This window comes from Duncaniella sp. B8 (genome assembly GCF_005304985.1).
Classification (GTDB): domain Bacteria; phylum Bacteroidota; class Bacteroidia; order Bacteroidales; family Muribaculaceae; genus Duncaniella; species Duncaniella muris.
The window spans coordinates 890607-903250 of record NZ_CP040121.1 but is presented as its reverse complement, the minus strand read 5'-3'; the positions used below and the strand labels follow the sequence as shown (position 1 = coordinate 903250).

The following is a 12644-nucleotide window of genomic DNA, read 5'->3' as shown; positions in this document are numbered from 1 at the left end:
GCTTAATTAGAGATACTGGGTTTATAGGTAATGTATGAAATACGGTCGGCGCAATCGGGATATGTGGCCACAGGCGCAGGATTCGGGTTGTCGGTGCGGATATCACTCACGTTATAGAAATAGAGGTTGCCGCGGCCGGTATTGTTGTCAACAGTCGCCACGATAAGAGATTCCGATCCGCTCTGGGTGCTGATGGTCATATAGGTGATCTCTTCGTTTGAAGGATAGGTGACGGCTGCCTGAGAGACCGGCGGAAAGTTATAGATGCTTTCGTTTCTGAGCATCACGAAAATCTGATTTCCTTTTGAGAAGAATCCGCGGCGGTATGTGTTCGAGCATACTATCTGTGAATTCTGGTCAGGCAGTGCAGTCGATGCGTCGGCTGTGACTACGTTGCGCGATGAGAATCTGAGGCCGTCTGTGTAGTCTCCGATGCCCACAAAAGCTGTGGAGTAGATCTGTCCGGTGGTCTTGTTGCGGGTGATGAGTGTGGCCGGATATGAAGTGGTGCCGGTAGAGCCGGAAATGCCTTCACCCTTGAAGATAGCAAGCAGTTCTTCATTGGTGAACAGCGGATAGCCGTTCTCATCTGTTTCATCAATCGTGTTTGACGATGACCATTTTGTGGGCGAATATGGGGCTGTGATTGAAAGCACAAGAGGTGACAGATTGACGTAATAAACGTCTGAAACCTGATTCAGCCCCACCTGATAGGTGTTGTTCTTGATCAGATCAAACTCCTCACCCTTGTAGAGACTGTCTTCAAAACCGAACATATACTGACTGTTCAGCGAGATATATTTCTTTGAGACATTGTCGACTATCACCGGAGTGATTCCGCTCATGAAGAACTGGTTGCCTTTGAATCCGGGCACAATGTCGTTGCATCTGATAGTCGATGAGATGACAAAGGTGTTGGGGTCCACATAGAGGCCCTCTTCAGTGGTCATAACCGCGAGTCTGCTTGTCTGCACCGGGCCGCTGCCGCCCCATGCATACCACTGGATGATCTGCGCTCCGATAAGCGAAGAGCTGCTGAGGTTGGGGTTGACGCGCTGCAGACAGTTCTCCATGATTGTCTGCTCCTGGCCGGCCTCGATCTCCTCGCGTGTCAGGTCTTTGATAAACACGAGATTGCCTTCGCCGGCGGCATTGTTGGAGAGAATCATGTAGCCCTGTTCGAATGTGCGGTTGATATTGATCTCATAGTCCTGCACGAGGCCTACTTCTCCGTCAGAGACCACGAGGTGGGCGTAGTAGCTGCCTCCCTGCGGGAAGAAGTATCTGAGCGTCTTGTCATTTGTGACAAATTCCATCGGTCCTTTCACGCGGTTGTTGAATGTGCCGATGCTCCATTCATAGCTCAGTTCGCCGGTGCCGTCATAGCGGATATCCGGCGTGATGACGCAGTCCTCGCCGTAGTTGAAGCTGTAGACCGGCATCTCCTCGTCGCCGGGCACGGTGACCGAGAGCCCCGGAAGCGGATTCCCGCCGTAGGATGAGCTGTCGTCGATACATGAGGTGGCTGTCACCGCCAGCATGGCGACAAAGGTGGGGAATAAATATGATTTTTTTATCATGATTCTTTACTTGCTTTGTTGTTTGGTCTCTTGTTTTACCATTCGGGGATAGAGTATGGCCAGCCGATTTCAGGATGATCGCGGTAGAGCGGAATGCAGACATAATTCTTGATGAATGCGCTGTACATGGCCAGAGGGCCTTGCACATACGCGGCATCGACGAAATAGTCTCCATACTTGTCAATCATTTCGTTGAAAAGATTGATGTCGGCCTTCGGGGCGTACTCATAGAAATACTGGAAGAAAAGCTGGGCGTTTTCAAACGTATATTCCGGCATTGGGGAGGTACTTGAGACTGACCACCATTCAGGCCGTACTTCCGGACGGATGTCGGAATAGGTGATGGTGAAGGAGTTCTCTCCGACTGACCGCAGGTCATCGTTTTCGCCTATGGTGAGCACAAGCGTTTTGGCCGATGTCAGTATCTCAGGATCGATGTCGCGGAGCAGATTGACCTTTACGGTGCCGCTTACAGCGTTTGCCGCGATGATGTTGTCGGTGATAGTGTAGTTCACACCTTCGGTCATGGTCGATTTGTCAGCTATGACCTCGATGTTGATAGTGCGGTCATAGTCCTTAGGCATGCCCATGAGCGTGACGGGGATCTCGATGGTGTGGACTGTGGCTATGTCAAAGTTGAAGGCATATTCGATCTCGTCGGCCAGATCGTTTTTCGAATCGCGGTATTCGAAAAAGACCGAGTCTTTCTGAGAGACATCATAGAGTTTGTAGTCATCCTCCGTACAGGCTGAAGCGGCCGTCGCCAGACCTGTGATCAGAAGGATGTTTTTTATAGACTTGAATTCCATATGTGATTTTTCTGAGTTTTTTTGTGGGGACGGTGTTAGTTTTTGTAATCGGGACGATATTCAAACTCTTCATCTGGGATGGGGAGCACATAAATATTGTCACTTGCGGGAATGACGCGGCTCTCTACGTTGGAGATGATGTCACGGCCAAGACGCTTCATGTTGAACCATTGCTGGCCCTCGCAGAAAAGTTCTTTGTGGAATTCATTGTAGATCCGCTCGGCAGTGAGGGTCTCTGTGTCGGGCAGCGGAGTGAGGCCGCGCGACGAGATTTCATCGTTGAAATATTTCAGAGCCTTTGAATAGTTGCTTTCCAGAAGTGCATCGGCTGCGATGAGATACATCTCGGCGCTGTGGATAAGGCTGATGCCGGTGATCAGGTTTGGACGGGCCTGCACGTTGCTGTTCTCGATGGTCAGATAGTCGACCATCTTGAGGCAGTAGGCCACACCGTTGCCCTGGCGGAACTGATTCTTGCGGTAGTCCTGGCTTGTCGACTCGGTGTCGGCCGAATAGACTGCCGACCATGACTGCAGATAGTTGGTTCCGCTGATGTCGTCAAACGGATTGTATGACTTGTTGGTCTCGTAGGAGTAGAGATAATCTGTGGCGGTGCTCAGATATTTGGTTGAGTAGAGGCCGAAAATAGTTTCTTTGGGAGAGAGCACTCCTGCCACGTAGTTCTGGACCTCGGTCACATCTACCAGCGGGAAACGCCCGCTGCCTATGACGGCTTCGGCATATTCGGCAGCCTTGCCGTAGTCGCCCATATACCAGTAGACGCGGGCGAGCAGTGCCTGTACTGCATAGAGATTGAGGTGTGTCTCGCGCCAGTTAAGGAAACGGTCATAATTCTCGTTGTCACGCGGATAGACCATCACTTCCTTCTCCTTGAGCAGACTTTCGGCCTCTGTGAGATCGGCGATGATGAAGTCATAGCATTCGCCTACGGTCGAAAACGGTTTCACTGAGAAATTGAACGTCTTGACGTAGGGGATACCCTGCTTGGCCGGATCAGTCGGGGCGAAGAAGCGCAGCAGGTCGAAGTGGATCATGGCACGGATACCCAGCAGTTCGGCTTTGTAGAAGTCATAGAGCGGGAATGCGTCAGGCGATTTTTTGTCAAGGTTTTTCAGCGCGTTGTTGGCATAGCCGATAGCCTGATAGCCTTTGGTCCACATGGCAAGAAAGCGCCCGCGGGTCACGGCGTTGCTCTTGTAGTCATATTTGCCGAGGTCGGTTCCGAATGTGTCGGTGCATTTGAGGTCCTGCGAAAGTATTTCGGCCACGCCCCATACCATATCCATGCCGTAGAGGGCGCTTTCGGTCATGTAGCCATAGACTCCGTAGATGGCATCTTCAAAGCCTTTGGCCGTTTCGAACTGGTCGTTCTCAACCTGTTCGCCTTTCGGCCTTACGTCCAGAAAATCATCGCAGGAGCTTGCGGTGAGGGTCAGGACCGAAAGTAAGGTAAGATATATTTTTTTCATTGTCGTGTCTGTGGAGGGTTAGAATGTCACACTGAGCGAGAGGTTCACGCTGCGGCTGAAGGGGTAGTTGGTGCCGCGTTCATATTTGGCGCTGGTCAGACGGAAGAGGTCTTCGGCTCCGGCGCTCACATAGAGGCGCTGCAGACCGAGGGGGGTGATCCAGTTCTGAGGCACGTTGTATTGCAGGGTGATGCTTGACAGCCAGAGCTCGTTGTCTTTCTCGATGAAGCGGTCGGTATAGTTGAATGTCGACCCGCCGTTCTGCGAGATGGCGAGATAGGGCACCCGGTCGCCGGGTTTCTTCCAGCGTTCGGTGAACGCGCGGATGTCCACGTTCTGGCGCGGGTCCACGTTCTCTACTTTGGCCATACGTGTCGAGTTGTACATGTCGCCGCCGAAACGATAGGAGAAGTTGAGGTTCATCGAGAGGTTCTTCCAGGTCACCAGCGATGAGAATGTTCCCTGGAGGGTCGGGTTGGTGTCACCGCAGGCTACCTGGTCGGCTGTGTCATATTCATAGGTATATGAGCCGTCTTTCTTGATGAAGATTTCTTTGCCTGAGGCGGGGTCGATACCGGCGGAGCGCACGGCATAGATGGCTGTGGGCGATTCGCCTTCGCGGAACTGCAGGCGGGGGGCCACTTCGTCGTTGACCTGCGAGTTGTTCTCGTTCTTGCGCTTGAGCGCGTCAGAGATGTTCAGGATGGTGGTCTTGGAGTGGAGGCCGTTGACCGAGAGGTTCCAGCTCCAGTCGCGTGTCTGGATGATCTTGCCCCAGAGAGAGAATTCTATACCGTTGCTGCGCTGCTTGCCGAAGTTGTTCTTGACAGAGTTTGCGCCTGATGACGGCGGCAGGCTGACATCGATGAGCATGTCGTCGGTAGTCTCGCGGTAGTAGTCGAAGTTGATGTTCACGCGGTCGCCGAAGAGCGATGAATTCAGACCCACGTTGAACTTCTTGGTTGTCTGCCATGTAAGGTCGGGGTTGGCCATGCCCATCGGAATGGCGCCTACGCCCGCATAGTGAAGATAGTTGACCGAATAGAAGTAGGTCGAGATAGCCTGATATGAGTCGAACTTGACACTGCCGGTGTAGCCGTAGCTTCCGCGCAGGCGAAGGAGATCAACGAATCCGAGATCGCGGATGAAGCTCTCGTTGTGGAGGTTATAGCCGAGACCTGCTGACCAGAACGGCGCTGTGCGCTTGTCGGCGCCGAACTTCGAGGAGCCTGACAGACGGTAGCTTCCGTCAACCACGTAGCGGTTTTTCCAGATGAAGTTGGCTGCCGCAAATCCGCCTATGCTTGTCGATAGATCTTCTCCGCCATAGGGGAGCTGAGATGTTGAATAGGTGGTGGCATATGACAGATCGTCCATATCGTCTGAAAGGAAGCCGCTGCCGGTGAGGTAGCTGCTGGTTGTTTTGTTGCGTTTCACCTCCCAGCCGAGGTTGAGGGTGAACATGGTGCCCTGCTTGTCGAAATTGTGTATCCAGTTACCCACAATCTTGCCGCTCCAGTTGTCAGTGCCGAGGTTGCCTAACTGATAGGAGCCTTTCTGTTCGAGCGGAGCGCTGGCAAATGAATTGGATTCCGGCGACACGAACACGTCGCTTGTGCCGCGCGAGGTAGAGTAAGTGCCCTGGGCGGTCACGTAGAGATTCGGCTTGAAATTGTAGCGCACGTCGAGCGACACGTTCTGAGTTCTGGTCTGCGTCTTGCTGAAACTGCTCAGCGACGCCTCATAGAGAGGATTGCGCTTGCTGTAGGAGAGCTGTTTCAGAAGGTTGCCCCGTTCGTCATAAGGCGAGTCATAGGGATTGGCCGAGATATAGTCAGAGAACGATCCGTATTTCGAATTGTTGGTCTGCAGGCTGGTGTGGTCTGCGCGCAGAGTCACGATCAGTTTGTCCTGCACGCGATAGCTCAGATAGAGGTTCATTCCGTAGCGGTTGCGCCCGTCGTCTTTCATCACGCCGTTGATGCTCTGGTAGTCGGCCGTGATGTTGTAGTCGAGGCTTGAGCCGCGGCCCGACACCGAGAGAGAGTGGGTGTGGGAGAAGCTGTTGCGCACAGGCTTGGATATCCAGTCTATGTCGCGGCCTCCGCTGATGATTGCCAGCTTGTCGAAATAACTCTGGTCAAGCGAGCCGTCGGTTGCATCATAAAGGCCGGCTATGCGTTCGAGCTCAAGCTTCTGGCCGGCGTTGCAGAGATCATAGCTGCTGAGGTCGGCGAAACTCATCTGGGGGGTGAATGTGTAGCGGACGCGCACGGGGGCCTGGGTCACTCGTTTGCGCTCGATGATGATCACGCCGTTGGCGGCGTTCTCGCCGTAGAGAGCTGTGGCCGATGCGTCTTTTAGGATGTCCACGCGCTCTATGTCCTGGATATTCATGTCATAGAGGGCCTGGAGCGTGCTCTCCACACCGTCAATGACGATCAGCGGCGAGTTCAGACCCACTTCGTTGTTGGTGGCAAGCGACGTGGTGCTGCGGATCACAAGATCGGGGATGTTGTTGGGGTTTGAGCCCATTGAATTGTTCTGGGTGATGTTAAGACCCGCGTCAAGGGTGCTGATGGCCTGGAGAATGTTGGTGGGCGACACGCTCAGAAGCTCATCGCCTGAAATGCTCTTGGCCGCACCTGTATAGGTGTTGCGCTTGCGGGTGAAGTAGCCGTTGACAACTACTTCTTCCATCATCTCAGACTCTTCCTTCATGACCACTTCCATGCTCTTGCCGAACACTGGGGCCACTTCCTGGGAAGCATAGCCGATATAAGAGAAGCGCAGTTTGGCGCCGGAGGGAACACTGAGGCTGAATTCGCCGTCAAGGTTGGTCGAAGTGCCTGTTACTATCTTGCCGCCTTTCATGACGGCGACTGTAACTCCAGGCATCGGCAGGTGCTCGGCTTCGTCAAGGACCACGCCGTTGACTGTCCCGGAGTTCTGTGCAGACGCGCTTCCGGCAGCGAAAAGCACACAGACAAGCCATACAGCCAAAGTCCCGATCATCCGAGTTAATCCGGAGGGATAATGGTTAACTAAGTTCATTGCTTTTTGTTAAGAAGTGTAAAACTGATTGGGCGTTATATCAAAATGTTACTGTTTTACTCGCTTTGCGATAAATTTGATCTGTTTTAACAGACCTCAAAGATATGTATTTTATCATTAAGTAGCAAAATGTCAGTTTGTTTATTGAAATTTTAATTAAAGTGAAAATTAGTAGTGGCGGGTATTATTGCATTGTCGCTTAGATGTTTATCTTTGTAGACGGTGTAATTTGCATTAATAAATATTAACTATTTGTGCCGGTAAAACCTTGCCGCTTTGAATTTTGTTTACAAAATATGACGTTTCACCAGTTTCGACATAGCTCCGGATGGAAATTCAACCGGAGGTTGCTGCGCTTTCTGCTGTGGCGCCGCAGATATGTTTCCGACACGGCTTTTCTCTTCATAGTCGCCACGGTCACAGGTCTGCTTGCCGGAGCGGGAGCTTTTGTGCTGAAACGGCTGGTGGCCGGAGTCTCCGGACTCCTGGTGGCCGGGTTGCACAGCATGTCGGCCAACTGGGTTCTGCTGATCATTCCTTTGGCCGGAATACTGCTGACAGGTGTCTTCTGCCGCTATGTGATTCGCATGAAACTGGCCCACGGGGTCAGGCAGCTGATGAAAAATCTGTCTGAAAAAATCTACCGTCTGCGGGCCGCACTGACAGTCACTCCCATCCTTGCGAGCACCATCACCCTCGGATTCGGCGGTTCGGCCGGCTCGGAAGGGCCTATCGCCTATGCCGGAGCCGCTATCGGAAGTAACCTTGGGCGCGTCATGCGCTTTTCGCCGCGGATGATGATGGTGATTGTGGGCTGCGGTGCCGGAGCGGGCATCGCAGGCATCTTTAAGTCGCCGCTCGGAGGAGTGCTGTTCACTCTTGAGGTGCTGAGACTGCCGCTGTCCACAGTCTCGGTGCTGGTACTCGTGGTCTCATGCATCACAGCCGGCATGACGGCCTACATGCTGTCGGGCTGCACTCTCGATATTCCCTTTGCCCAGGGGGCAGGCTTTGATTCCTCGCTGCTTCCTTATGTGCTTTGTCTTGGCTTGTTCTGCGGAGCTTATTCATTGTATTACAGTCATGTGATGAAATCCGTCGGAACAATCCTATATCGCATTTCAAGCCCGTGGGTCAGAAATCTGGCCGGAGGCGCCATTCTCGCGCTGCTCGTGTTTCTGTTTCCGGTCCTCTATGGCGAAGGCTACGGGACGGTGGGGAAGGTAATCAACGGAGACTTCTCCACTCTTCTCAATGACAGCCTTTTTGCCGGATGTGGCGGACAGTGGAGTCTGGTGCTCTTTACCGGCGGAGCTCTCCTTGTGAAATGCTTCGCCACATCAGCCACAAACAATGGCGGAGGTGTCAGCGGCGACTTCGCGCCCACGCTCTTTGCCGGCTGCATGGGTGGATTCTTCTTCGCTTCGTTGCTTAACGGCCTCTTCGGCCTGCATCTGCCGGAGGCCTCCTTCGCCTACTTTGCTATGGCCGGAGTGATGGCCGGAGCCATCAGAGCGCCCTTGATGGCCATCTTTCTGACATGCGAGATGGGAGCGGCCTATTCTTACTTCCTGCCCCTGATGATTACGGCCACTGTCTCTTTCGGAGTAGTCAGGCTATTCACCGCTGACAGCTTCTTCTCACGCCACAGCGACCGCAACAACGGCCTGGTGGCAAGGCTGAGAGATCTTCGCAAGGGTTAATTAATGTAAAAATGCCGATTGCGGTTGGCCGACACCCCGATTCTGCGTAATTTTGCAGGAATTTAACAAAATAATCACACCTCATCACAACTTCTGCAAATGTTGGATTTTATAGTCTGGAATGCCGATCCCTTTCTGTTTCATATCGGAAACTTCGGAATCCGCTGGTACAGCCTGGCCTTCATGATCGGATTCCTCGTCGGCTACGAGATCGAAGCCCGTATCTACAAGCATGAGGGAGCGCCTGAAAAGTGGCTCAGCCTCCTGCTGCTATGGACCATAGCCGGCACCATAATCGGCGCCCGCCTCGGCCATGTGTTCTTCTATCAGTGGGACCTCTACAGGCAGGACCCCATCAGCATTCTCTATGTCTGGGAAGGCGGACTTGCAAGCCACGGCGGCACCATCGGGATTGTGCTCTGCATCATCATGTACTCCATCTTCACAACGAAGCGCAGCCCCCTCTGGGCCTTTGACCGCCTGGTGATACCGATTGCGCTTGTGGGAGGACTCATACGCCTGGGCAACCTGATGAACTCCGAAATTTTCGGCCACTCCACAGACCTCCCTTGGGGCTTCATGTTTGTGCGCTCCGCCGAGTGGCACCAGTTCTATTACGGTCAGGCCTGCCACCCGACGCAGATCTACGAGGCTCTGTGCTATTTCGCACTCTTCGGCCTGCTGATGTGGATGTACTGGAAAAAGAATGCCGAAGAGCGTCCGGGACTCATCTTCGGAGTCTTCTTCATCGGCATCTTCCTGCCACGCTTCCTCATAGAATTCATAAAGAATCCCCAGGTCGAGTTCGAGCAGACAATGGTGCTCAACATGGGCCAGCTCCTCAGCATACCCTTCATACTCCTTGGCGTCGGACTGATTGTCTACGCCATGATGCGGCCCCGCCAACAGCTGACTTTCCCGAACCGCTTTGCTGATGCCGATGGGGATCAGCCTGCAAAAAAACGTCGCTGAGACCTCTCCGTTAAGAGGAAAATCACTAAATTTGCACTCCATCAAACGCATTCTAAACCGATCATACACGATGATAGACAAAATAAATCAGCTAAAGGCTGAAATCGAGGCTCTTGAAGCCAAGACTCCCCAGGATGTAGAAGCCCTCCGCATCAAGTATCTCAGCAAAAAGGGTGCCGTGTCGGAACTCATGGCCGATTTCCGCAACGTGCCCGCTGAGCAGAAACGTGAGCTCGGACAGAAACTCAACGAGCTCAAAAATCTTGCCACTGACCGCCTAAACGCTCTCCGCGAGGCGCTTGAGACCGCTGACAATACAGCCGCTGACATCGACCTCTCGCGCACGGCGGCCCCGATGCCCCTCGGAACCCGCCATCCGCTCTCGCTTGTCCGCAACGAAATCGTCTCGATCTTCTCGCGTCTCGGCTTCACCATTGCCGAAGGTCCGGAAATCGAAGATGACTGGCACGTGTTCTCTTCGCTCAACTTTGCCGAAGACCATCCCGCACGTGACATGCAGGACACTTTCTTCATCCAGCGCAACCCCGATGTGCTCCTGCGCACCCACACCTCATCCGTGCAGAGCCGCGTGATGGAAAAGACCCAGCCGCCAATCCGCATCATCTGTCCCGGACGTGTCTACCGCAACGAAGCCATCTCGGCCCGCGCCCACTGCTTCTTCCATCAGGTGGAGGCTCTCTACGTTGACAAAAACGTCTCTTTCGCCGACCTGCGCCAGACTCTGCTCTACTTTGCCCGCGAAATGTTCGGACCTGAAACCAAGATCCGCCTGCGTCCGAGCTACTTCCCTTTCACTGAACCCTCTGCCGAAATGGACATCTCCTGCAACCTCTGTGGCGGAAAGGGTTGCTCGTTCTGCAAACACACCGGCTGGGTCGAGATTCTCGGCTGCGGCATGGTCGATCCAAATGTGCTTGAAGCCTGCGGCATAGACTCCAAAGTTTACTCCGGCTTCGCCCTCGGCATGGGTGTCGAACGAATCACCAACCTGAAATATCAGGTCAAAGACCTGCGCATGTTCTCTGAAAATGACGTACGCTTCCTTGAGCAGTTCCAGGCTGCGCACTGAGAAGACGTTTTTCAGACATATTCCTGACATACTTCCAAAACCAAACAGTCTCTGATGACCGTCAAGGAACGCTATTCAAAAGTGCTCGAACTCTTTGCCTCGGCGATGCCTATCGCCGAGACAGAGTTGCATTATGAAAACCCGTTTCAGCTGCTTGTGGCCGTGATTCTTTCGGCTCAGTGCACCGACAAGCGGGTCAACCTGATCACCCCGGCGCTTTTCGAGGCCTATCCGACACCTCAGGCCCTGGCTGCGGCCACACAGGAAGAGATATTCGAATACATCAGATCCTGCTCCTATCCAAACAACAAGAGCCGTTCGCTCAGCGGTATGGCCAGGCGGCTTGTCGAAGATTTCGGCGGCGAGGTGCCCTCGGATCTTGACTCGCTAACAAGTCTTCCGGGAGTAGGGCGAAAGACCGCCAATGTGATCCTCTCGGTGATTTTCGACCGCCCGACAATGGCGGTTGACACCCACGTGTTCCGCGTCAGCGAGCGCATAGGCCTGACCACCGGCAGCAAGACTCCGCTTGCCACCGAAAAGGCTCTTGTGAAATATATCCCTGAGGAACTGATACCGAAGGCCCATCATTGGCTTATACTTCACGGACGCTACGTCTGCAAAGCACGTCGTCCGGACTGTCTTAACTGTTTTCTGACATCAGTCTGTCGTTTTTATTCAAAAAATGGTTGAGTCGACATTCTTATTTATAATAGAGATTCTCGGCACGCTGGCTTTCGGAGTCAGCGGTGTCCGTCTTGCCGCAAAAAAGCATTTCGACTGGTTCGGCGCCTATACGCTCGGCGTGATCACCGCCATAGGTGGCGGTACGGTGCGCGATGTGCTTCTGGACATCCCTGTGTTCTGGATGCAGACATGGCTCTATCTCGCTGTTACGGGCGTTTCGTTTCTGATTGTGCTTGCCTTTACAAAGGTGCTCACTTCAGATTCCAAATCGCTTTTCATGTTTGATGCCGTCGGGCTTACGCTTTTCGTGATCACCGGCATTGAGAAGACCCTCGCCATAGGCTATCCGATGTGGGTGGCGATAATAATGGGCATGATCACCGGTTCGTTCGGCAGTATTCTGCGCGACGTGCTTCTCAACGAGGAACCTCTCTTTTTTCGCAAAGACATTTATGCCACAGCCTGCCTGGCAGGTGGCGCGCTCTACTGGATGACGGCTGTGTTCGGCGGTCCGGTATGGCTTCAGCAGTCGCTGTGCGTTCTGGCCATCCTCGTGTTGCGCTGGGGTGCACTGCGTTACGGATGGCATCTGCCCGAAATGAAGGAACGCACCAGATGAAGACTCCGCATCTGCATCGGACCGATGCCGCTCAGTTCGGCAAATATCTGCTTGTCGGAGGCGGCAACACCGCCCTCACTCTCATAGTGATCATAGGGCTGAAATCTGGCCTAGGCATCAATCCGTGGGTGGCAAATGCCTGCGGCTACGTGGCCGGAATGATCAATTCTTTTCTTTGGAACAAACTCTGGGTCTTCCATTCGCACAGCCGGCGTTTCCACGGTGAGGCCCTGCGCTTCCTGATAGGCTTCGGTCTGTGTTATGCCGTGCAGTTCGCGCTGACGTGGGCTTTGACACGGATGATGGGCGAGGCCGAGTGGCAGCTTCCGGGTGGTTTTGTGATGAGTCCCTACGGCCTGGCTACCCTCATTGGCATGGGTGCCTACACCATCTGCAACTACCTCTACAACCGCCTCGTCACCTTCCACCGCTGATTTCTGCATAATCCGCTTCCGGCTCTGCAATGGATGTCAAAAAATAGAATAGCAATTGTCTTACAAGCAATTGCTGTTTTTTATGATATAGGTAAGCTACGATCCCATCAAGCACCCGTCTTGCGGACACCCGCAGGCCGCAGATCTGTTCGGGGCATGGTCCGGGATACGTCTTGTCGGGCTTGACTGCTGGCTGCAATCTGTAT

The 12644-nt window shown here is 53.5% G+C and carries 10 protein-coding genes; 6 read left to right on the top strand and 4 right to left on the bottom strand.

Going from position 1 to position 12644, the window contains the following annotated elements:
* Positions 1-2: 2 nt before the first annotated feature.
* From FDZ78_RS04210 to FDZ78_RS04195, 4 genes are read right to left on the bottom strand one after another with little or no spacing between them, the layout of a single operon-like run.
* Positions 3-1580 (bottom strand): hypothetical protein, encoded by a 1578-nt coding sequence (locus tag FDZ78_RS04210; RefSeq protein WP_123398253.1) that lies wholly within the window; start codon positions 1578-1580, stop codon positions 3-5.
* 35 nt (positions 1581-1615) lie between these two features.
* On the bottom strand, positions 1616-2389 hold the full coding sequence (locus FDZ78_RS04205) for a DUF4843 domain-containing protein (RefSeq protein ID WP_107031635.1): 774 nt from the start codon (positions 2387-2389) through the stop codon (positions 1616-1618).
* Positions 2390-2424: 35 nt separating this feature from the next.
* Positions 2425-3879, bottom strand: a complete 1455-nt coding sequence (locus FDZ78_RS04200; RefSeq protein ID WP_124075882.1) for a RagB/SusD family nutrient uptake outer membrane protein — start codon at positions 3877-3879, stop codon at positions 2425-2427.
* A gap of 18 nt (positions 3880-3897) precedes the next feature.
* Positions 3898-6933 carry a SusC/RagA family TonB-linked outer membrane protein gene (locus tag FDZ78_RS04195; RefSeq protein ID WP_107031633.1) on the bottom strand — a complete coding sequence of 1012 codons (3036 nt, stop codon included), beginning with the start codon at positions 6931-6933 and terminating at the stop codon, positions 3898-3900.
* A 296-nt stretch (positions 6934-7229) separates the two neighbouring features.
* On the opposite strand from FDZ78_RS04195, the gene FDZ78_RS04190 reads away from it, so the two are divergent.
* The 6 genes from FDZ78_RS04190 to FDZ78_RS04165 all read left to right on the top strand — a co-directional run bounded on the left by FDZ78_RS04190 (position 7230) and on the right by FDZ78_RS04165 (position 12438).
* Positions 7230-8636: a chloride channel protein gene (locus FDZ78_RS04190; protein ID WP_136408073.1), complete on the top strand. Its 1407-nt coding sequence runs from the start codon at positions 7230-7232 to the stop codon at positions 8634-8636.
* A 99-nt stretch (positions 8637-8735) separates the two neighbouring features.
* The gene (gene lgt / locus FDZ78_RS04185; protein ID WP_136408072.1) at positions 8736-9608 is read left to right on the top strand and encodes a prolipoprotein diacylglyceryl transferase; all 873 of its coding nucleotides are present in this window, start codon (positions 8736-8738) and stop codon (positions 9606-9608) included.
* Between the two features lie 70 nt (positions 9609-9678).
* Positions 9679-10698 (top strand): phenylalanine--tRNA ligase subunit alpha, encoded by a 1020-nt coding sequence (pheS, locus tag FDZ78_RS04180; protein ID WP_123398248.1) that lies wholly within the window; start codon positions 9679-9681, stop codon positions 10696-10698.
* A 54-nt stretch (positions 10699-10752) separates the two neighbouring features.
* Positions 10753-11391 carry an endonuclease III gene (gene nth / locus FDZ78_RS04175; protein ID WP_136408071.1) on the top strand — a complete coding sequence of 213 codons (639 nt, stop codon included), beginning with the start codon at positions 10753-10755 and terminating at the stop codon, positions 11389-11391.
* Entirely contained in the window at positions 11384-12004 is a 621-nt protein-coding gene (locus FDZ78_RS04170) for a trimeric intracellular cation channel family protein (protein WP_107031628.1), read from the top strand. Before nth ends, FDZ78_RS04170 begins: the two co-directional genes overlap by 8 nt.
* Entirely contained in the window at positions 12001-12438 is a 438-nt protein-coding gene (locus FDZ78_RS04165) for a GtrA family protein (RefSeq protein WP_168181931.1), read from the top strand. The genes FDZ78_RS04170 and FDZ78_RS04165 overlap by 4 nt, the downstream gene beginning before the upstream one ends.
* Positions 12439-12644 lie beyond the last annotated feature (206 nt).

What these genes read in the sequence shown, in the direction of transcription:
- nth (WP_136408071.1), top strand. Translation starts at nt 10,753, where the DNA reads ATGACCGTCAAGGAACGCTATTCAAAAGTGCTCGAACTCTTTGCCTCG.
- FDZ78_RS04165 (WP_168181931.1), top strand. Translation starts at nt 12,001, where the DNA reads ATGAAGACTCCGCATCTGCATCGGACCGATGCCGCTCAGTTCGGCAAA.
- FDZ78_RS04205 (WP_107031635.1), bottom strand. Translation starts at nt 2,389, where the DNA reads ATGGAATTCAAGTCTATAAAAAACATCCTTCTGATCACAGGTCTGGCG.
- FDZ78_RS04200 (WP_124075882.1), bottom strand. Translation starts at nt 3,879, where the DNA reads ATGAAAAAAATATATCTTACCTTACTTTCGGTCCTGACCCTCACCGCA.
- FDZ78_RS04190 (WP_136408073.1), top strand. Translation starts at nt 7,230, where the DNA reads ATGACGTTTCACCAGTTTCGACATAGCTCCGGATGGAAATTCAACCGG.
- lgt (WP_136408072.1), top strand. Translation starts at nt 8,736, where the DNA reads ATGTTGGATTTTATAGTCTGGAATGCCGATCCCTTTCTGTTTCATATC.
- FDZ78_RS04195 (WP_107031633.1), bottom strand. Translation starts at nt 6,933, where the DNA reads ATGAACTTAGTTAACCATTATCCCTCCGGATTAACTCGGATGATCGGG.
- FDZ78_RS04170 (WP_107031628.1), top strand. Translation starts at nt 11,384, where the DNA reads ATGGTTGAGTCGACATTCTTATTTATAATAGAGATTCTCGGCACGCTG.
- pheS (WP_123398248.1), top strand. Translation starts at nt 9,679, where the DNA reads ATGATAGACAAAATAAATCAGCTAAAGGCTGAAATCGAGGCTCTTGAA.
- FDZ78_RS04210 (WP_123398253.1), bottom strand. Translation starts at nt 1,580, where the DNA reads ATGATAAAAAAATCATATTTATTCCCCACCTTTGTCGCCATGCTGGCG.